This window comes from Burkholderia pyrrocinia (assembly GCF_003330765.1).
Classification (GTDB): domain Bacteria; phylum Pseudomonadota; class Gammaproteobacteria; order Burkholderiales; family Burkholderiaceae; genus Burkholderia; species Burkholderia pyrrocinia_B.
The window spans coordinates 2,456,342-2,476,854 of the sequence record NZ_CP024903.1; the positions used below are offsets into that span (position 1 = coordinate 2,456,342).

Annotated in this window: 16 protein-coding genes; 9 read left to right on the forward strand and 7 right to left on the reverse strand. The window is 68.8% G+C overall.

Annotated elements, in window-relative coordinates:
• The first annotated feature begins 229 nt into the window (after positions 1-229).
• On the forward strand, positions 230-1,378 hold the full coding sequence (locus CUJ89_RS28775; protein WP_236654985.1) for a DUF1176 domain-containing protein: 1,149 nt from the start codon (positions 230-232) through the stop codon (positions 1,376-1,378).
• Between the two features lie 58 nt (positions 1,379-1,436).
• The gene (locus CUJ89_RS28780; protein WP_114180682.1) at positions 1,437-2,732 is read left to right on the forward strand and encodes an XAC2610-related protein; all 1,296 of its coding nucleotides are present in this window, start codon (positions 1,437-1,439) and stop codon (positions 2,730-2,732) included.
• A 15-nt stretch (positions 2,733-2,747) separates the two neighbouring features.
• On the opposite strand, the gene CUJ89_RS28785 is transcribed toward CUJ89_RS28780, so the two are convergent.
• The gene (locus CUJ89_RS28785; RefSeq protein ID WP_114180683.1) at positions 2,748-3,416 is read right to left on the reverse strand and encodes an O-methyltransferase; all 669 of its coding nucleotides are present in this window, start codon (positions 3,414-3,416) and stop codon (positions 2,748-2,750) included.
• A gap of 148 nt (positions 3,417-3,564) precedes the next feature.
• Between CUJ89_RS28785 and CUJ89_RS28790 the strand changes: the two genes are divergently transcribed.
• Positions 3,565-4,860, forward strand: coding sequence for an O-acetylhomoserine aminocarboxypropyltransferase/cysteine synthase family protein (locus CUJ89_RS28790; RefSeq protein ID WP_114180684.1), 1,296 nt, complete (start codon positions 3,565-3,567; stop codon positions 4,858-4,860).
• A 223-nt stretch (positions 4,861-5,083) separates the two neighbouring features.
• On the opposite strand, the gene CUJ89_RS28795 is transcribed toward CUJ89_RS28790, so the two are convergent.
• The 6 genes from CUJ89_RS28795 to CUJ89_RS28820 all read right to left on the reverse strand — a co-directional run bounded on the left by CUJ89_RS28795 (position 5,084) and on the right by CUJ89_RS28820 (position 13,001).
• Positions 5,084-6,274: a phosphotransferase enzyme family protein gene (locus CUJ89_RS28795; RefSeq protein ID WP_114180685.1), complete on the reverse strand. Its 1,191-nt coding sequence runs from the start codon at positions 6,272-6,274 to the stop codon at positions 5,084-5,086.
• A gap of 36 nt (positions 6,275-6,310) precedes the next feature.
• Positions 6,311-6,943: a nicotinamide riboside transporter PnuC gene (pnuC, locus tag CUJ89_RS28800; protein ID WP_114180686.1), complete on the reverse strand. Its 633-nt coding sequence runs from the start codon at positions 6,941-6,943 to the stop codon at positions 6,311-6,313.
• Positions 6,944-7,002: 59 nt separating this feature from the next.
• Positions 7,003-9,234 (reverse strand): TonB-dependent siderophore receptor, encoded by a 2,232-nt coding sequence (locus tag CUJ89_RS28805; protein ID WP_114180687.1) that lies wholly within the window; start codon positions 9,232-9,234, stop codon positions 7,003-7,005.
• Between the two features lie 680 nt (positions 9,235-9,914).
• Positions 9,915-10,118 carry a DUF2970 domain-containing protein gene (locus CUJ89_RS28810; protein ID WP_114180688.1) on the reverse strand — a complete coding sequence of 68 codons (204 nt, stop codon included), beginning with the start codon at positions 10,116-10,118 and terminating at the stop codon, positions 9,915-9,917.
• Positions 10,119-10,239: 121 nt separating this feature from the next.
• Positions 10,240-12,306 carry a pyridoxamine 5'-phosphate oxidase family protein gene (locus CUJ89_RS28815; protein WP_114180689.1) on the reverse strand — a complete coding sequence of 689 codons (2,067 nt, stop codon included), beginning with the start codon at positions 12,304-12,306 and terminating at the stop codon, positions 10,240-10,242.
• A 20-nt stretch (positions 12,307-12,326) separates the two neighbouring features.
• Complete coding sequence (locus CUJ89_RS28820; RefSeq protein WP_114180690.1) at positions 12,327-13,001, reverse strand: glutathione S-transferase family protein; 675 nt, start codon at positions 12,999-13,001, stop codon at positions 12,327-12,329.
• A gap of 126 nt (positions 13,002-13,127) precedes the next feature.
• Here CUJ89_RS28820 and CUJ89_RS28825 point away from each other — a divergent pair, with 126 nt between their 5' ends.
• The 6 genes from CUJ89_RS28825 (at position 13,128) to CUJ89_RS28850 (ending at position 20,512) form a co-directional block, all read left to right on the forward strand.
• A complete protein-coding gene (locus CUJ89_RS28825) occupies positions 13,128-14,063 on the forward strand; it encodes a LysR family transcriptional regulator (RefSeq protein ID WP_114180691.1) in 936 nt (311 codons plus the stop codon).
• A gap of 274 nt (positions 14,064-14,337) precedes the next feature.
• Positions 14,338-16,032 (forward strand): 5-guanidino-2-oxopentanoate decarboxylase, encoded by a 1,695-nt coding sequence (locus tag CUJ89_RS28830; RefSeq protein ID WP_114180692.1) that lies wholly within the window; start codon positions 14,338-14,340, stop codon positions 16,030-16,032.
• Positions 16,029-17,501, forward strand: coding sequence for an aldehyde dehydrogenase family protein (locus tag CUJ89_RS28835; protein WP_114180693.1), 1,473 nt, complete (start codon positions 16,029-16,031; stop codon positions 17,499-17,501). Before CUJ89_RS28830 ends, CUJ89_RS28835 begins: the two co-directional genes overlap by 4 nt.
• 149 nt (positions 17,502-17,650) lie before the next feature.
• Positions 17,651-18,748 (forward strand): ABC transporter substrate-binding protein, encoded by a 1,098-nt coding sequence (locus CUJ89_RS28840; protein ID WP_114180694.1) that lies wholly within the window; start codon positions 17,651-17,653, stop codon positions 18,746-18,748.
• Positions 18,749-18,752: 4 nt separating this feature from the next.
• The gene (locus CUJ89_RS28845; RefSeq protein WP_114180695.1) at positions 18,753-19,673 is read left to right on the forward strand and encodes an ABC transporter permease; all 921 of its coding nucleotides are present in this window, start codon (positions 18,753-18,755) and stop codon (positions 19,671-19,673) included.
• Entirely contained in the window at positions 19,670-20,512 is an 843-nt protein-coding gene (locus CUJ89_RS28850) for an ABC transporter permease (protein ID WP_114180696.1), read from the forward strand. Before CUJ89_RS28845 ends, CUJ89_RS28850 begins: the two co-directional genes overlap by 4 nt.
• Position 20,513: the final 1 nt, after the last annotated feature.

Sequence of the window (20,513 nt, forward strand, 5' to 3'; positions counted from 1 at the left end):
CGGCGGCGGTTGCGTCCCCACCTGCCCCGGCCGCTGCCGGTTAGCAACATACGTGCCCGCCCACTACGCGTCGCCGCACCAATCGCAACGCGTCGCAGCGGTATACTTGATGCCGTTCGGCAAAGCACGCCGCCGCAGGCGCCGCTGCACTCGACCTGCACCGCTTGCTGACGATGCGCTTGCAGTCCGACGTCCTCCGCCCGCCCATTCACAGTCGATACGAACCGTCATGTCGCACCGCCTTTCGCTCGCCCTCGCCGTCATCCTCGCCGCTTCCCCGATCGTTGCACAGGCCCGCCAGCCCGCGCGGCCGCCGGTCGAGCGCGACATCAAGAACTGGTCGGTCGTCTGCGACAACGGCAACCGCTGCATGGCCGAAAGCCACGCCGACGATATCGACGCTGCGCGCACCAACCTCATCCTGCGCGTGACGCGCGATGCCGGCCCGGATGCGCAAGCGTCGCTCGACATCTTCGCGTCGGCGCCACTGGACCTGCGCACCGCGCGCATGGACGGCCGCCCGTTCGATGCGGTTCCGGCCCAATGGCATGCGTTCGGCGACAAGCCGAACGCTGACGACGCGCACCCTTTCCGGATCCGCACGAGCGATCCGGCCACGGTTGCCGCATGGCTCGCCGCATCACGCAATGCGCAACTGCTGAGCTTCGGCGATCCGGCCTCGGCGCAAACACCGCGCACGCCGTTGTCGGGATTGAACGCCGCGCTGCTGCTGATCGACGATACGCAGGGCCGCGGCGGCACGGTCACGGCGCTGCTGCACCCCGGCAACCGGCCTGCGTCGTCGGTGCCGGCCGCGCCGGCACTGCCGCCCGCTGTCGTTCCGGCGCCACCCGTCGCCAACCTGCCGGCCGCCGAACAGCGCCCGCTCGTCGACGCGGTGCTCGCGAAATTCGGCGACGACGTGAAGCAATGCGCCGCCGATGTCGAAGACGAAATGTCGGCAAGCGATCGCAAGAAGGCGTCGACAGCCGTGGCGATCTCGGCCGACGAGGCACTCGTCGCGATACCGTGCCAGACCAGCAGCATGTATAACCATACCGACCTGTGGTATCGCGTGCGGCGGACGGCGCCGTTTGCGCCGACCGCAATGAACTTCGGCGAGAACGCGAACGCGGGCCTCGATCCGGCGTCGTTCGCGAACGAACTGACCGAGGCCGGCTACGATTCCGACAGCGCGACGCTGTCGAGCAAGGTCAGGCTGCGCAGTGCCGGCGATTGCGGCTCGACCGCGTCGTGGATCTTCGACGGCCGGCGCTTCGTGTTGAACGACATCGCGACGCACGGCACGTGCAACGGCCTGTTCCAGGATCAATGGCCACGCCTGTATCGCCGGGCCGACGCGACTGGAAACCGCTGACGCGTGCGGTGCGCCGATACACGCGAGAAAAACCCATAACAAACCGAGGGGCCGACCCATGCATCTCCCGTCCATCGACGCGGCGCGCGGCGCAACCGCGACGCGGCGCACGCGCGGCTGGCGTTTCGCGCTTTCGTTCGCGCTGATCGCCGTCACCGCATTCGCGCTTCCGCCGGCCCGCGCGGCAAGCGCCAACGATTCGGTCGAGTTCCCGTTCTGGTCGCGCAACTGGACCGGCACGATCGGCAACCGGCATGTCGAAATCTCGCTGTCGCGCGTCGCCGATACGGTGTCCGGCTGGTACTGCTATGCGCCGTGCGCGTCCGACAAACGCTATCGGCTGGCGCTGAAGGGGTCGTTCGATACGCACGGCACGACGCTGTCGGAACGCGACAGCGGCGCGAAGACGGACTCCGATCGCGTGACAGGCACGTGGCGTATCGGGTCCTTCGACGGCACTGTTGCCGGCACGTGGACCTCGCCGGACGGCAAGCGCACACTGCCCGTCTCGCTCGCGCCGAAACGCGACGACCGGCCGTTTCCTTACGACATCCACCTCGTCGCGGACAAGCTGCCGGACGACAGTGGTTCGTGTAACGACGTGCCGCACGTCAGCGCGATCCGCCTGTACGATCACGGCCACCTCGTGCAAACGCTGCAAACCGATTCGCAAGGCACCTGCAGCGTGTTCACACCCGAATTCGCCGACGTGAACTTCGACGGCTGGCCCGACCTGATGCTCGCGCAAGCAATGGGCGCCAGTCCGAACATTCCGTACCAGACATGGATCTTCACCCCGAAGACGCGCCGCTTCGTCGATGCGCCGAAAGGACTACAGGAAATCACCTCGCCGGACTTCGATCCCGTGCACCGGATCGTCTGGACAAGCTGGCGCGCGAGTTGCTGCGAGCACGGCGTGACGACCTACCGCTGGCAGGGCAACGACGTGAAGGAGGTCGACTCGGCCAGCAGCTACATGCTGCCCGTGCTCGACGGGAACACGCGCCGCTATTGCTACGTCGTGCCTGGTTACGGCGACGGGTATATCGAGTTTCCGGAGCGCATCGAGCAGACCGACACCGGGCTACGTTCAACGCTGGGCGACCCGAAAGGCTGCGACGCGAGCGATTCGCCGTCCACGACGCGTGTGTATATCGACATCTGGAAGCCGGGCACGCCCGGCCACGCGCCGACGCTCGTGCGGACCGAAACAGTCGCGTGGAAACGCACGCAAACCCGTGCCGGCATGAAGTTCTGCCCCGACATGCCGTTCTACGACAACGGCCACATTCGCCGCATCGTGCTACGCGACGATCCCGACCAGTGCAGCGACAAGAATCCCGACACGAACTAGCGTGCCGCCATCCCATCACTCGCCGACGATCGAAATCGAAAACCCGTCCCAGCCCTTCTGCCCGACCGTCTGCACGGCCGTCGTCGTGAGGTTCGGCTCGGCCGCGAGACGCGCGAACCCGTTGCGCACGCCAACCACATCGGGCGCGTGATTGTCGGGATCAGCCACGCGCCCGCCACGCACGACATTGTCGACGACGATCACCGTGCCGGGCCGCGACAGCTTCAGCGCCGCGTCGAGATAGACCGGGTTGTTGTCCTTGTCGGCATCAATGAAGATGAAATCGAACGGCGGCTCGCCCGCGTCGACGAGCCGTGCGAGGCTGTCCTTCGCGCTGCCGACGACCACCGACACGACCTCCGCGAACCCCGCGCGCGCGATGTTCTGCGTCGCGACCTTCGCGTGCTCGGGGCTCAGTTCGAGCGTCACGAGCGTGCCGCCCGGCGGCAACGCGCGCGCGAGCCAGATCGTGCTGTAGCCGCCGAGCGTGCCGACCTCGAGGATGCGGCGCGCGCCGCGGATCGTCGCGAGCAGCTGCAGCAGCTTGCCCTGGTTCGGCGCGACGTTGATCGCGGGCAGCCCGGCTGCATCGCTCGCCGCCAGCGCAGCGTCGAGCGCGTCGTCGGACGGCACGAGCGTCGCAGAGAAATACGCATCCATCTGGTTCCACTGATCCTGATCCATCGCACACCCTTTGTCTGCGGAAAAAGGCATTCTATGCGCCGCGTCCCCATAAGCAACGCACCATTCGTTCTAAGGGCAGCAGCGCGCGTGCTCCTATAATCGCCGAACGGCCGGCCCCCGGACCTTCACAACAACAGACGGAGCACCCATGACCGATCAGGCCTCTTCGAACTGGCGCCTCGAAACCATCGCCATACACGGCGGTTATCGTCCCGACCCGACGACACGCGCGGTCGCCGTACCGATCTACCAGACCGTTGCGTACGCATTCGATGACACGCAGCACGGCGCCGACCTGTTCGACCTGAAGGTCCAGGGCAACATCTACACGCGCATCATGAACCCGACGACGGACGTGCTCGAGCAGCGGATCGCCGCGCTCGAGGGCGGCATCGGCGCACTCGCGCTCGCGTCGGGGCAATCCGCCGTCACGTACGCGATCCAGACGATCGCCGAAGCCGGCGACAACATCGTGTCCGCCAGCTCGCTGTACGGCGGCACCTACAACCTGTTCGCGCATACGCTGCCGCAATACGGGATCACGACGCGCTTCGCCGATCCGCGCGATCCGGCATCGTTCGAGCCGCTGATCGACGCGCACACGAAGGCGATCTTCGCGGAATCCGTCGGCAATCCGCTCGGCAACGTCACCGACATTGCCGCGCTCGCGGAAGTCGCACATCGCCACGGGATCCCGCTGATCGTCGACAACACGGTGCCGTCGCCGTACCTGCTGCGCCCGTTCGAGCACGGCGCGGACATCGTCGTGCACTCGCTGACGAAGTATCTCGGCGGGCACGGCACGAGCCTGGGCGGCGCGATCGTCGATTCGGGCAAGTTCCCGTGGGCCGAGCACGCGGATCGCTTCAAGCGGCTGAACGAGCCCGACGTCAGCTATCACGGCGTCGTCTATACGGAAGCGTTCGGGCCGGCCGCCTATATCGGCCGCGCGCGCGTGGTGCCGCTGCGCAACATGGGCGCGGCGATCTCGCCGTTCAATGCATTCCAGATCCTGCAGGGGATCGAGACGCTCGCGCTGCGCGTCGAACGGATCAGCGACAACGCGCTGAAGATCGCACAGCATCTCGCGCGCCACGAGCACGTCGAGTGGGTGAACTATGCGGGGCTGCCCGATCACCCCGACCACTCGCTCGTCGCGCGCTACCTGTCGGGCCGCGCACCGGGCATCCTGACGTTCGGCGTGAAGGGCGGCCGCGACGGCGGCGCGAAGTTCCAGGACGCGCTGAAGCTGTTCACGCGGCTCGTCAACATCGGCGATACGAAGTCGCTCGCGACGCACCCGGCATCGACGACGCACCGTCAACTGTCGCCGGCCGAACTCGCGAAGGCCGGCGTGAAGGAGGAAACGGTGCGGCTGTCGATCGGCATCGAGCATATCGACGACCTCATCGCCGATCTCGACCAGGCGCTCGCACAGCTTTGACCGGAACGGGTGCGCCGGCAAGCACGCGCACGTATTGCGATTGCCCCCTGGAACAGCGTGCGCTGCGCGTCGGGCACGTCGAGGAACCTGAACTCCCCGAGTTCGTAGCCGCGCGACATCGCATTGAGCGCGAGGCGCGCGAACGTGCGGCTCGACGGCCGCACGGAAGACTGCAGAGGTTCGGGGAATCGGCACGCGTGCGCGGCAATCCCCGGCAAGCAAATCAGGTGGTCCCTTGCTTCGCGCGCCGGCGTTGCACGAGCCAGTCGAGCAATTGCCGCCCGTCGGGTTCGCCGAACCAGCGCGCGTGCCCGATCAGGTAGCCGTCATAAGCGATGTCGACGATCGCCGGCGCATCGATGATGCAACCGAAATACGCGACTTCCGACAGCGCGAACTCCGTATGCACGATCGGCAGCAGCGCGACCAGCGCCGCATAGGCGTCGTCGCTCAGCGGTTCGAGCGATTCGTACCCGTCGAGCAGCGCATCGATCTGCGCGTATTCGATACGCCGCGCGTCGGCCCGCGCCATCCAGTCGACCGTATTGCGCTCGATCGCGAGTGCGAGGTCCATCACCGCACAGGTGCGATCCGACAGCCCGAAATCGAGCACGGTCCGCACCTGTGCGCCGGGCCCGGCATCGGTCCACAGCAGGTTCGACGCATGCCAGTCGCCGTGCGTCCAGAGCGGCGGCAACGCAGGCAGCAGCGGCACGAGGCGCGCGTGATACGGACCGATCGCGTCGGCAACGTCGCCGCGCCAGTCGCGCGCACCAAGCGCACGCACGAGCAGCGGCTGCGCATCGACCCAGCGTTCGAGCGCGCCCGCCAGATCGGCGGACGACAGCACGCGAAAGCTCGACAGCAGCGTGCGCACGGGCCGCGCCGGCGCATCGTAGCCGGCCGACGCGCGATGCAGCTCGGCCAGCGCGCGGCCAGCCGCGTACGCATGCGAAGGATGCGTGAACGGCTGCCACGACATCACGCCACGATACGGGTCGACGCCGGGCGCGAGCACATGCACCTCGTACGTCCAGTCGCCGGATGCGAACGCGGTCGCGCCGTCGCGACCGGCCAGCACGTCCACCACCGGCATGCCGCGTTCGCGCAGATGTGCGATGAAACGATGCTCTTCCTCGAGCCCCGCGACATCGCGCAGGCTTACGTGATGACGCTTGACGAACAGCCCGCGCCCGTCCGCCATCCGCACGAGCACGGCCGCCGCGAACTGCCGCGGGCTGTGCCAAGTCAGCCGGGCCGGCTCGCCGGCGCCGTCGATCCGCGCGAGCACCGCCGCCACCTCGTCGTGCGTCATCAGCGGCCAGTCGCGTTCGGCCTGCTCGCCGTCGACGCCGAATTGCGGCGGCGCGACGTCGCGCGATACGGACCCGTCCGGCTCGAGTGGGAATGACATGAACGACCTTGCTCCGTAGTTGAATCGGCGCGTGAATCAGCGCGCGCCGCCGCCCGACGCGAGTGCGCCGCCGGCCGCCGCGCGCAGCGTCGCGGCCGTCCGGCTCCAGTCGCGCCAGCCGACCACGGCGAGCCCGATGAACAGCGCATAGAGCCCGGCCGTCAGATACAGTTCCTTGAACACGAACATCCCGACGTACACGACGTTGACGACAATCCACAGCCCCCACGACGCAATGTAGCGCCGCGCGGTCCAGTATTGCGCGACCAGGCTGAACGCGGTCAGCGACGCATCGACGAACGGCAGCGCCGCATCGGTCCAGCGCGCCATCATGCCGCCGAGCAGCGCGCTGCCGACCACGGCCGCGATCAGGTCGGGCAGCATCTGCCGCGGCCGCACGCCGGTGACGGGCGCCACGTCGCCTGCCGACGCCGCACTGCCGCCGGCCTCGCTCTCGCGCTGCGCGAGCCAGCGCTGCCAGCCGTACACCTGCAGCACCGCGAACGCGCCCTGCAGCAGCATGTCCGAATACAGCTTCGCGTCGAAGAAGATCCAGCCGTACAGCGCGACCGACGCGAGCCCGACCGGCCAGCACAGCATGCGCCGCTTCGCGGTCAGCCAGATCGCGAGCGCGCTGACGATCACGCCGGCGATTTCGAGTGGGGACATCGTCTGTGCTCTCCAGGATAGCCGTTGGGGCCGCGCATCACGCGGCCGGTTCCGGACGATCAGAAATCATAGGTCAACGATACGCGCGCGGTGCGCGGCGCGCCCGGAAACAGGTACGCGTCGCCCTGCTGCTCGCCCGCGTCGCGCCAGTAGAACTTGTTGAACAGGTTGTCCACCGACACGCGCAGCACCGTGCGATGGCCGCCGATCTTCGTCGTATAACGCGCGCCGAGATTGAACACGAACCACGACGGCACGCGCGCGGTGCCCTCCTCGTTCGCGTTGCGGCCCGCGCTGTACTCGACGCCGCCGAGCAGGTTCAGGCCCGCGACGTGCGGCACCGCATAGTCCGCATACAGCGACGCGCGCAACGCGGGCACGTTGATGATCTGGTGCCCTTCGTACGCCGGCGAGCCCGAATCGACCGCGCGGGCGCGAATCGCCGCGACGCTGGCCGTCAGCGCCAGCCGCTCGGTCACGCGCCCGGCCGCGCCGAGCTCGATCCCCTGGTGCCGCTGCGTGCCGCGCTGCACGAACGTGTAGGTCGTGCCCGATGCGTCCGGGTCCGCGAACTGGAACGGCTTGCTGATCGAGAACACGGCGGCCGTCAGGCTCAGCCGGTCGAGCCAGTCGTATTTCGCGCCCACTTCGACCTGATGCGATTCGACCGGCGGCAGGAACGCATACGCGTTGGTCGCGCGCACGGGCGCCTGGTCGCCGAGCGACAGCGCCTTGCTGTACGACGCGTACAGCGACAGCACGTTCACCGGCTTGTAGACGAGCGCGACCTGCGGCAGGAACACCGAGCGGTCGGTATGCGTCGTCGGGCCGTCGAGGCTGTCCCAGCTGCGCTGGCGCAGCAGCACTTCCTTGCCGCCCGCGAGCACCTGCCAGTGTTCGCCGATGCTGATGCGGTCGAGCCCGAACACGCCGTACTGCCACGCGTCGAGGCGCGGATACGACGGCCCGGGCGAATTCGGCGACGGCGAGAAGGTCACATCGGGTCCGTAGATGTTCTCGCTGCCCACGTAGTCGTACACCGCGTCGGCCATGTGCACGACGCGGCGCTGCACGCTCACGCCCAGCGTCAGCTCGTGGCGCAGCGGCCCCGTCGCGAACTTGGCCGTCGTGACCGCGCGCAGGTCGTCGTTGCGCCGGTACTCGCCGGGGCTGCGGAAGTCGTACACGTCGTAGTCGCCGTTCGCGCCGAAGAAGAACGGCGACGTCGCGCCGGCCGTGCAGCTCGCCGCGTACGAACAGCCATACGCGAACGCGCTGTCGTCGTCGATCATCGTGCGGCTGCGGCCCGCGGCGATGTACGCCTTCCAGTCGTCGTTGAACTGATAGTCGAAGCGCGCATTCAGGTTCAGTGCGTCGGTCGTCACGGGCTTCGCCCACGGCTGCGTGCCGAGCGCCTTCGACGTCGTCTTGACGGACGGCACGACGGTGCCGCCGAGCAACTGGTAGCCGGGCGCGGAACGCTGGATCCACTGCTGGAATTCGGCGTTGAGCTGCAGGCTCGCGCGCGGGCCGATGTCCCAGTCGGCGGCGATCGAGCCGAACGTGCGTCGCCCGTTCGTGCCGTCGATATAGGAGTGCATGTTCTCCTTCGCGGCGTTGATCCGGAAGCCGAACTGATGGTCGGGGCCGAAGCGGCGGCCGAGATCGACGGCCGCCGACGTCGAGCCGCGGCTGTCGACGCCGGCCGTCACGCTCGCGACGTTCGCCGAGCGCTTCGTCACGAAGTTGATCACGCCGCCGGGCGCGACGACACCGCTGTCGATGCCGGCGAGCCCCTTCAGGATCTCGACGCGCTCCTTGTTCTCGAGCGGCACGTTCTGCTCGCCGGACACCGTCAGCCCGTCGATCCGGATCGCGCTCGCGAGATCGACCGGAAAGCCGCGGATCGCGAAGCCTTCGTAATAGCCGACCGGCGCATAGTCGTTGACGACCGACGCGTCGTTGCGCACGACGTCGCTCAGCCGCTTCGCCTGCTGGTCGTCGAGCTGCGCGCGCGTGACGACGCTCACCGACGCCGGCGTGTCGCGCAGCGGCGTGTCGTCGAACCCGGCAACCGACGCGTCGCGTGCGCGATACGCGTTGCCGCGCGCGCCGCTGACCGTGATGGCCGGGAGCGTCGCATTGCCGGCCGCGTCGGCGTCCGGCGCGGGCGTGTCGCCCGGTGCCGCAGCGGCCTGCGCCGCGAAAAGCGTGATGCCGAGACCGACGCCAAGCCCGACCTTCGCGCGCCGCCGCCGTGCGGGCAGCGCTGTTGTTCTATTCACCGTCATTGTTCTGGATGGAAAACTCGCCACTCGACCCTGTCGAAACACATTACGAAGCTGCGAAGCGCGCGCCCGCGAACCAATCCGCACCCTCCGCCGAACGCGTGCGTCGGCACGATATTCATCAAACGATTCTGACGATACGGCACGCGCGCGGGCCGATCGGTCGGGAAGACGCAGGATGGGACATCGGATTCAGGTGACGCACCGGGAACCGACGCAGCCGTCGACGGGTTCGTCGGGGTGCCTGTCGGGCGGCCGGCTGCATCGTGCGGTCTTGTCATGCGGGGACGCTTCGAACGCCACGGTGCGGGCGGCGGGCACTTGCGTTGCGCCGGCCGTTCGTCGGAACGGCGGCATGCCCGTCGCGCGCGACATCGCGGCGTGGCGCGCATTTTACCCCGGGCGGGGCCGAAGGCCGTGGAATCGGGCGGAACGGGGGGCGGGGAAAGCGGGAATGGGGAAACGCGATTCGTGCAACACCACAACGGTGGCGATGACGCCGGCGCACCGGGCGACGTGCCGGCCGGCCGCGACACGAGCCGGGACGGCATCGCATCGCGCCGCCCGCTCTGACCGCGACGCTCGTCGCGCGCGGCAGCATCGAAGACCGGCGCAGTCATGCGCCGGTCGCGCGGCCGGAAACCGGAGCGGGAACGACCGCCCGCTCGCGATTCTCGGGCCGCTCAGAACCCCTGCATCGTCACCGTCGGATCGACGACAAGGTGCACGACGCCGTAAATGACCGCGCCGACGAGCACCGCGAGGATGATCGCGACGAAGGGCAGCAGCGTGAAGTTGACGTTCGCGAGATCAGTCGCGTGCGCCTTGCTGTTGCGCACGCCGAAGAAACTCCACAGGACCAGGCGGATCATGCCGAGCAGTTTCATGATGTTGCTCCTTTCCTCTATCGGTTGACGCTATCGTCGATCCGACCGGCATCCGAAAAAAGAAGCAGTTGCGTGCGATTTTCGCGCAGCACGCCTTCTGCGGCGGCATGTCGCAGGTGCGTCAGCGGTCGAGCACGAGCGGCGCCGTCGCCCCTTCCGCGGGCCGCGCGACGCACAGCAGCGCGCAATCGGGTTCGACCGGCGCATCGGGCGTTTGGTCGTAGCCGACCGCGCCGGACAACACGCGCGTCGCGCACGTGCCGCACGAACCCGAGCGGCATTCGGACGGCACGGCGACGCGCTGCCCTTCCGCGAATTCGAGCAGCGTGCCGTCGGCCGGCGTCCATGCGGCTTCGCGCCCCGTGCGCCGGAACACGACGGGCACGCTCGCCGCCGCCGGCGTGCCCGCCGCGCGGGTCGCGCTGCGCACGACGCTCGACGGCCCGAACGCCTCGAAACGGATGCGTTCGTCCGGCACGTTCAGCGCGCGCAGCCCGTCGTACAGGTCGCGCATGAACGCCGACGGCCCGCACAGGTAGAAATCGTAGTCGTCGAACGGCAGGATCCGCTTCAGTTGCGCGATGTCGATCCGGCCGGCCCGCGCTGCAGCGTCTTCGTGCGGACGGCTGTCGAACCAGTGGAGCGACAGCCGCGCATCGGCGGCCGCGATATGCGCGAGCTCCGCCGCGAACGGCCGCTCGGCGGCATCGCGCGCACCATGCACGAACACCACGCGGCGCAACGGCGCGGCGTCGATCAGCGCACGGCGCAGTATCGCGACCATCGGCGTGATGCCGATGCCGGCCGACACGAGCACGGCCGGGCGCGGGCTCGCGAGATCGAACGTGAAGCGGCCGCGCGGCATCTGCGCGTCGAGCACCAAGCCCGCCTGCGCGTGATCGTGCAGCCAGGTCGATACGCGCCCTTCGCGCTTCACGGTGATCCGGTAATGCGCGCCGCCCGGCGCATCGGAAAGCGTGTAGCTGCGCACCGATTGCAAGTCACCGCCCGGCAGCGCGATGCGCAGCGTCAGATGCTGTCCGGCTTCGTAGGCGGGCAACGCACCGCCGTCCACCGGTTCGAAATGGAATGAGCGGATCGCGCGCGCTTCGTCGACGATCTTCGCGATGCGCAACGATCTCCATGCGGGTGCCGATTTGGGTGCCGATGCGGACGGTACCGGCACGACCGCCGCTGTCACCGCTCCACCAACGGCCACCGCCATCGCCGCGAACTGCGGCGCGCGTTCGACCGCCGACCACCGGAACGGCAGCACCGCGCGCACACGCCGCACTTCCCGCACATGGAACCGCACGACGCGCTGCGCGCCGTCGAACGACGCGACGAGCGGCCCGTCCCACACGATCTCGGCACGCGCAGCGACGTACAGCAGGTCGCCGCTGTCGAAATCGACGAACAGCAGCCCCGCGCGCGGATCCTGTTGCAGGTTGCCGAGCGTGTTGAAGAAGCGGTTGCCGCTGAAATCCGGCGTCGTCAGCGTGCGCGCATCGTCGACGCGCACGAAGCCCGGCATCCCGCCGCGATGCGACACGTCCGCGCCGCGCGCGGCGCCCGCGTCCGCCGACGTGTTCGCGCTCGAGACGAAGAACGTATCGGCCTGCGCGAGCAGCGCGCGATCCGCGTCGCTCAACCGGTCCGACACGTCGGGCTCGATGCGCGCCGCGTCATCGCGCGCGACGAACGTCGGCGTGCGGCCCTGGATGTACTTCGCGCAGTTGCCGAAGCTCTGCTCGACCGCGATCGTCAGCGCATCGCCGTCGACCGCGCGCACGACGCCGTTGACGCGATTGCGCCGCCGCGTATCGAATTCGATCCCGAGCCCGCCGAGCGGCGCGCCCGGCTGCCACGCGCCGGCCAGCGGATCGCCCGGCAACGCGCGCGCCGCGATGCGCAGCGTGCGTGCGTCCGGCGACGTCACGAACCCCGGCGCGCCGGCCCGCAGCGTCGCCCACGGCTGGCCATCCGCATCGACGCCGCCGAGCACGAAGAACGGCAGTTGTGCAAAAAACGTCCGGTGCTGGTCCGGCATGAAGCGCCGGATCCCGCGCCGGCCGGCCGCGCCCGCGGCCTCCGTCACGCCCGCGCGCTGCTGCACCGCGAGTTCGCCCGCGTGAAACGGCGCGGCGTCGAGTTCCCAGCCTGGTACGACGGCGGTCGGGGTGTTCATCGTGTTCTCCTGAACTGGCGTTACGCGGCGAGCAGGCCCGCGCGCGTCGTCGGCATGCCGACGAAGCCCGGCAGCGCCTCGACGCGCGCGAGCCAGGCGCGCACGTGCGGATACGGTTCGAGCGACACGCCGCCTTCCGGCGCGTGCGCGATATACGTGTACGCGGCGATGTCCGCGATCGTCGGCTGCGCGCCGGCTGCAAACGGCTTGCCGGCCAGTTCGCGGTCGATCACGTCGAGCAGCTTCGCGGCCGTGCGCTTGGCCGCTTCCTGGTCGAGCGGCGCGCCGAACACGGTCACGAGCCGCGCTGCGGCCGGCCCCGATGCGATCGGGCCGGCCGCGTACGACAGCCAGCGCTGCACGACCGCCGCGCCGGCCGGGTCGTCGGGCAGCCAGTGCGCGTCGCCGTAGCGCTTCGCGAGATACACGAGGATCGCGTTCGAATCGGCGATCACGGTGCCGCCGTCGTCGATCACGGGCACCTGCCCGAGCGGATTGACCGCGAGGAACGCCGGTTCGCGCTGCGCGCCGGCCGCGAGATCGACGTCGACGGTCTCGGACGGCAGGCCGAGCAGCGACAGGAACAACCGGACGCGATGCGCGTGCCCCGACAGCAGGAACGAATAGACGCGGATCGGTGCGACGGGCTTACCGACGACGGGCTTACCGGCGACGGGCTGGCTGGCGGCGGACATGGAAACACTCCGAAATCTCGCGTCGCCGGGAATCGACGACGAACGGCCCCAGCGTAGCGCTCGCCGTTCACAGCCAGAAGACGGATAATCGCCGAAACATTATCCGCTTTCATAGGACAATCGACGATGGCCGATCTGCGCGACGTGAACCTGAACCGGCTGGCGATCTTCGTCGCGGTGGTCGATGCCGGCTCGCTGACGGCCGCGGCCGAACGGCTCGGCCTCGCGAAGACGGTCGTCAGCACGCACATGCAGCGCCTCGAATCCGAGGTCGGCGCGAACCTGCTGGTGCGCACGACGCGGCGGCTGAGCGTGACCGATGCGGGGCGCGCGTTCTACGACGCGTGCCGCGACATCATGCGCGCCACCGAATCCGCGCTCGATGCGGTGTCGTCTGACGCGGGGCCGCTGCGCGGCACGCTGCGCGTGAGCGTGCCGATCGACTATGGCGCGCTGGTCGTCGCGCCGGCCGTCGTCGCGCTACGCGACGCGCATCCGGGGCTCGACGTCGAACTGGTCGCGAACGACCGCGTCGTTGATCTCGTCGCGGACAACCTCGACGTGGCGATCCGCATCGGCCGCCTTGCCGATTCGAACTATCGCGCGGTGCAGCTCGGTACGTACGAGAAATGGCTGGTCGCGAGCCCCGCGTTCATCGCGCGATACGGGCTGCCGCGCGATACGGATGCGCTCGCCGCATTGCCGTTCGTGATGCTGTCGACGCTGCCGCGCCCGCACACGCTCGAACTCGACCACGCGCGCGGCGGCACCGCGTCGGTGCGCTGCGTCGCGCCGGTCGTGTCGAACACCGCGACGGCGTGCCGCGCGATCGTGCTCGCCGGCGGTGGCTTCGGGCTACTGACGGATTTCTCGACCGCCGACGACGTCGCGGCCGGCCGGCTCGTGCGGCTGCTGCCCGCGTGGCGCTCGGCGCCGGCCGGGATTCACGCGGTGTATCCGTCGACGCGGCTGTCGTCGCCGAAGGTGCGGGCGTTCATCGATGCGATGAAGGGGAGGATCGGCGAGACGCGGCCGGTCCGAAAGACGAAGCGCGAACGTTAGCCCAAGCTGCAGTCCGTTGCGGCTGCCGCACCGCGCCGGTTGCCGTTTCCCCAGGGTGCGCGTCGTGTCCTGACGGCGACCGAATCGCCCTTGCCAGCCCCTGTATTCCACCGACGAATCGCGACGCCCGCGAGCAGGCATCGCCATGCAAGGCGCTCATGCGCGGCATGAGAACTAATCGATTGTTGGCGCCCCGGATCGACGTCGACAATCCGCTTCATCCCCTCGTTTACGGCGCGGGCCGCCCACCCTCCCAACCGGCACGTCACGATCCATGAACCATCCAGCCTCCCTTTCCTGCATCACCGAGGCCCGCGCGGCCGCGGCCACGCCGTTCCATGCCCGCCCACGCACCTGCGGCGAAGCGCTCGTCGACCTGCTCGAACGCTACGGTGTCGAATGCGTGTTCGGCATTCCCGGCGTGCATACCGTCGAGCTCTATCGCGGCCTCGCCGCGTCGTCGATCCGCCATGTGACGCCGCGCCACGAGCAGGGTGCCGGCTTCATGGCCGACGGCTATGCGCGCGTCACGGGGCGGCCGGGCGTCTGCTTCATCATCACCGGGCCGGGCATGACCAATATCGCGACCGCGATGGCACAAGCGTACGCGGATTCGATCCCGATGCTGGTGATCTCGAGCGTCAACGCGCGGCGCGAGCTCGGCGGCGGCGATGGACGCCTTCACGAGCTGCCTTCGCAACGCGACGTATTCGCGGGGCTCACGGCGTTCTCGCACACACTGCTCGATGCGGCCGATCTGCCGCAAGTGCTCGCGCGCGCATTCGCGGTCTTCGAAAGCGCGCGACCGCGGCCGGTCCACATCGAGATTCCGCTCGACGTGATCGTCATGCCGGCGAATGCGATGCCCGACGCCCCGGTTGCGCTGCCCGCGAAACCCGCGCCGGACGCGAATGCGCTTGCAACGGCGGCGGACCTGCTCGCCGCCGCGCGCCGGCCGCTGATCCTCGCGGGCGGCGGCGCCGTGCACGCGGCGGCCGAACTGCGCGAACTCGCCGAGCGCCTGCACGCACCGGTCGCGCTGACGATCAATGCCAAGGGCCTGCTGCCGGCCGGCCATCCGCTGCTGATCGGCTCCACGCAGTCGCTGCCGGCTACCCGCGCGACGATCCGCGACGCCGATGTGGTGCTCGCCGTCGGCACCGAACTCGGCGAAACGGACTACGACGTGATGTTCGATGGCGGTTTCGCGATCGACGGCCGGTTGATCCGCATCGACATCGATGCGCAACAGCTGATGCGCAACGCCCGTGCGGAAATCGCCATTGCCGGCGATGCACGGCTCGCGCTCGGCGCCCTGTCGATACGGCTGCACGAGAAGCCGGCGCCCACGCCCGCGGCCGACTGGGGCGCAAAGCGCGTGGCAGCCGTGCGCGCCGCAATCGCGTCCGGTCACGACACGCCCGCGCGTGCGCAGGCACGGCTGATCGACACGATCGTCGAGGCACTCCCCGGTGTAATCGTCGCAGGCGATTCGACGAGCCCCGTCTACGTCGGCAACTTCACCCACGACGCGCCGGCGCCGCGCAGCTGGTTCAATTCGTCGACCGGCTACGGCACGCTCGGCTACGGGCTGCCGGCCGCGATCGGCGCGAAGCTCGCCGCGCCCGCACGCCCGGTCATCTGCCTGATCGGCGACGGCGGCCTGCAGTTCACGCTGCCGGAACTCGCGAGCGCGGTCGAGGCCGGCCTGCCGGTGATCGTGATCGTCTGGAACAACCGCGGCTACGGCGAAATCCGCAAATACATGATCGCGCGCGACATCACGCCGGTCGGCGTCGATCCGTATACACCGGATTTCCTGGCGCTCGCGCGCGGCTTCGGCTGTGCGGCGCACGCGGCCGCGACGCCCGACGCGCTCGCCCATGCACTGCGCGACGCGGCGGCACGCGCGATCCCGACCGTGATCGAAATCGACGAAGCGAAATGGTTCGGCCAGGAGCCGCGATGAACCCGGCTGCCGACCTTCGATTCGAACCGCCGCTGCACACCCGGCTCTTCATCGACGGGACGTGGCGCCGCGGCATCGGCGGCGCCACGCTGCCCGTCGTCGATCCGTCGACGGAAGCGGTCCTCGCCCACGTGGATGCTGGCGGCGAGGCGGACGTCGAGCACGCCGTACAGGCCGCGGCACGCGCGTTTTCCGACTGGAAACGGACGACGGGCGCGGCGCGCGCAGCCGTGCTCCGGGCGATCGCGCACGGCGTCAACGCGCGCCGCGTGCGGCTCGCGACACTGCAGTCGCTCAACAACGGCAAGCCGTTCGCCGAAGCCGAGATCGACGTCGCGGATGTGATCGCCACGTTCGACTACTACGCGGAGCTTGCGGAACGTCTCGACACGGATGGCGAAACGGCCGTGGCGTTGCCGAGCGCCGACCATCGCGCGTGGATCCGCCGCGAACCAGCCGGCGTCGCCGCGCTGATCGTGCCGTGGAATTTCCCGATGGTGACGACCGCCTGGAAGCTTGCCCCCGCGCTCGCAGCCGGCTGCACCGTCGTGCTGAAGCCGTCCGAGATCACGCCGCTGCCCGAGCTCGAGCTGGCGGCGATCGTCGCCGAAGCGGGCCTGCCGCCCGGCGTGCTGAACGTCGTGACAGGCACCGGCGACAACGTCGGGGCGCCGCTATGCGCGCACCCGCTCGTCGCGAAGGTATCGTTCACCGGCAGCACGGCCGTCGGCGCCCGGGTCATGAAGACAGCGGCGGACACGATCAAGGGCGTCGGCCTCGAACTGGGCGGCAAGTCGTCGATCGTCGTGTTCGACGACGCCGACCCCGATTTCGCGGTCGAGCTGATCGCGGGCGGCGGCCTGTTCAACGCAGGACAGATGTGCTCGGCCACGTCGCGCGTGCTCGTCGCCGCCCCGCTCGCCGACGACCTGATCGCGCGCCTCGCGCGACGGATCGACGCGATCGTCGTCGGCCCGCCGTTCGCGCCCGGCGTACAGATGGGACCGTTAACGAACCACGCGCAATATGAACGCGTGAAGCGTCACATCGCGCAAGGCAAGACCGACGGCGCGCGGCACGTGACGGGCGGCGACGTGCTCGCGGGCCCCGGCTACTTCATCCGGCCGGCGCTGTTCGCCAACGTGCCTGCCGACAGCGCGCTATGGCGCGAGGAAATCTTCGGCCCGGTGCTGTGCATACGCGCGTTCGATACCGAGGACGACGCGATCGCAGCCGCCAACGATACCGAATACGGGCTCGTCGCGACCATCGTCACGCGCGACGCCGCACGCGGCAAGCGGGTCGCCGGCGCGCTCGAGGCGGGCGTCGTGTGGATCAATACGCCGCAACTGATCTATCCGCAAACCTCATGGGGCGGCTACAAGCGCAGCAGCGTCGGTCGCGAGCTCGGCCCGTTCGGGCTGGCCGCGTTCCAGGAAATCAAGCAGGTGATGATGCCGGCCCGTTGAGACCGGCCGGGCCATGCGTTTATGTCATGCCGCGCATGCGGATATTTCGTTTGTTGCGGAAATTTGACCTCCCTACAGTGCATTCACCCCAGCGCCGCCGACCAGCGGCCGACAACGATTCACACGACGTCGTTCGACAGGAGACAGCCATGCAACACTTCAAGGCGGGAAGAAGGCAGGTGATCAAGACGCTCGGCACGGCGCTCGCCGCCTCCGCCCTTCCGATGCCATTCATCAGTACTGCAAAAGCACAGGAGCGCGCTTTCGCGGGCAAGACGCTGCGCCTGCTCACGTGGTCTGACGATACCGGCGCGGCTGCGTTGCGCAACATCGCAGAAACGTTTTCCCGGAAGACCGGCGCCCGTGTGATCGCCGACCGCGCGGACGGCACCTCGGGCATGGTCGCCAAGGTCAAGGCCGCGGGCGAGCGGCCGACCTACGACGTGATCACGCTGGCCGGCGTCGGCGCAGCCGGCCTCGCCGAAGCCGGCCTGCTCGCGAAGCCGGACCTGAACCGGCTGCCGAACCTGAAGGATGTCGCACCGCAGTACCGCACGGGCGCGAACGGCTTCGGCATCGGCTACCTGCTGTGGTCGGACGGGCTGATCTATAACACGTCGACCGTGAAAACCGCGCCGTCGAGCTACGAAGCACTGTGGGATCCGAAATACGCGGGGCGCCTGTTCCTGCCCCCGCCCGAATGGGCCGAGGCAGTCGATCTCGCGATCGTCGCCGCGAAGCTGGCCGGCGGTTCGCAGCAGAACATCGATCCGGGCTTCCGCAAGCTCGCGGAGCTCAAGGACCGCGTGATGACGCTCGGCGAGAACCCGAACCAGGTCGCCGACCTGTTCCGCACCGGCTCGCTCGACATCGGCGGCATCTACTCGCCCGCTTTCTTTCCGGACCAGATCCGCAAACCCGACTACAAGATGGGCGTCACCTACGGGATGAAGGAAGGCTTCGCGACGCAACTGATGTTCACGGTGATCCCGAAAGCGCACCCGGGCGATCTCGACCTGATCCACGCGTTCATCAACCACGCGCTCGATGCGGGTGTGCAGGGCCGGATGGCGGCCGACGTGTTGAACGGGCCGGTCAATTCGAAGGCCGTGATCCCGGCGGAAAGCCGCGCGTTCGTGCCGTCGCCGCAGCAAATCGCGGAAAAGGCCATCCTGCACGACGACAAGGCGCTCGCAGTCGTCCAGCCGGCGTGGATCAAGCGCTATACGAGCCTCTTCGCGGCATAACGACATGGCTTCGCTGTCCACATCCCGTGACGCGGAACCGGCCGCCGTCGGCCAGGCCGGTTCCGCCGCCGCAAGTTCGCTGCCCGGCGTGCCGCCGTGGCTGCTGCTGGCGCCGATCCTCGCGTTCCTCGCGGTGCTCGCGGCCGCGACGCTCACCGTGCTGCGAATGAGCGTCGGTACGTCGGGCAACGAATGGCGCACGTTCACGCTGCAGAACTACGCCGATCTCGCCGACCCGTACTTCATGCACTCGCTGTGGCTCACGCTGCGCCTCGCGTTCCAGAGCATGGTGTGCGCGGTGCTGCTCGCGATTCCGGTCGCGCTGGCGATGGCGCGCGCCGAATCGCGGCTTGCACGACGACTCATGCTCGCCGGCGTGCTGCTGCCGCTGCTCGTCAACCTGCTGCTGCAGGGCTACGGCTGGCTCGTGATGCTCGGCCCGGCGGGCCTGCTCAACCGCTCGCTGCTGGCGGCCGGCGTCATCGAACGGCCGCTGCAGCTGCTGTACCGCGAACACGGCGTGCTGCTCGGACTGATCCAGACTGCGTTCCCGCTTGCCGTGCTGCCGCTGTCGAGCGCGCTGCGCGCGGTGTCCCGCGCCTACGACGAAGCGGCCGCGACCCTCGGCGCGACGCGCTGGCAGACGCTGCGACACGTGACGTTGCCGCTCGCGATGCCGGGCCTCGTATCCGGCGCGCTGCTCGTGTTCGCATACAACGCGAGCGCGTTCGCGGTACCGCTGCTGCTCGGCGGCCGGCGCGTGCCGATGCTCGCGGTACTCGTGCACGACCAGGTCGCACCGCTGCTCAACTGGCCTGCCGCGTCCGCCTCCGGCGTCGTGCTGATGGGCGCAACGCTCGTCGTGATGGCGGTGTCCCAGCGCCTCGCGCACGTCCTGCAACGTAACGACGAGGTCACGCGATGAATGCCCTCCTGCTGCGCACGCCGCTGCCCGGCCGTCTCGGACGCGCGACCGGCGTGCTCGCGACGCTCGTGCTGTGCCTCGCCGCGTTGCCGATCCTGACGATGATCGCGATGTCGTTCGGTTCGTCGGGCACGCTCGAATTCCCGCCGCGCGACTTCAGCCTGCACTGGTACCGCGCCGCATGGCAGACCTTCGTGTCGGCCGATGCGAGCAGTGCGCAATCGATGGGGGCCGCGCTGACGACGAGTCTCGTCGTCGCGATTGCGACGATGCTGATCGCGACGGCCGTGTCGGTGCCCGCGGCCTACGCGCTGTCGCGCTATCGCTTTCGCGGCAAGGCGCTCGTCGAACAGCTCGTCGCACTGCCGATCGTCTACCCGCTGGTGATGCTCGGTCTCGCGCTGCTGCTCGTGTTCAACGCGTTGCCGGCGGACCTCGGACTTGTGCGGCTGGTGGTTGCGCACGTGATCCTGACACTGCCGTTCACCGTGAAGAACTGCGCGGCATCGGTCGCGTCGATCGGCCCGGAATTCGAGGAAGCCGCATGGCTGATGGGTGCGAGCCCGCGCCGCGCGCTCGTCGATGTCGTGCTGCCGCTGATGCGGCCGGGCATCCTCGCCGGCATGCTGTTCGCGTTCATCGTGTCGTTCAACGAATTCACCGTGACGTTCTTTCTGTACAGCGTCGACACGATGACGCTGCCGGTCTGGCTCTACAGCCGCACGGTGTCGTCGCTCGACCCGACCGTGTTCTGTTTCGCGGTGTTCACCGTCGCGATCGATTTCGCGCTGATCTGGATGCTCGAAAAACTCGTCGGCGACAAGGGCGTTGCGCTCTGAC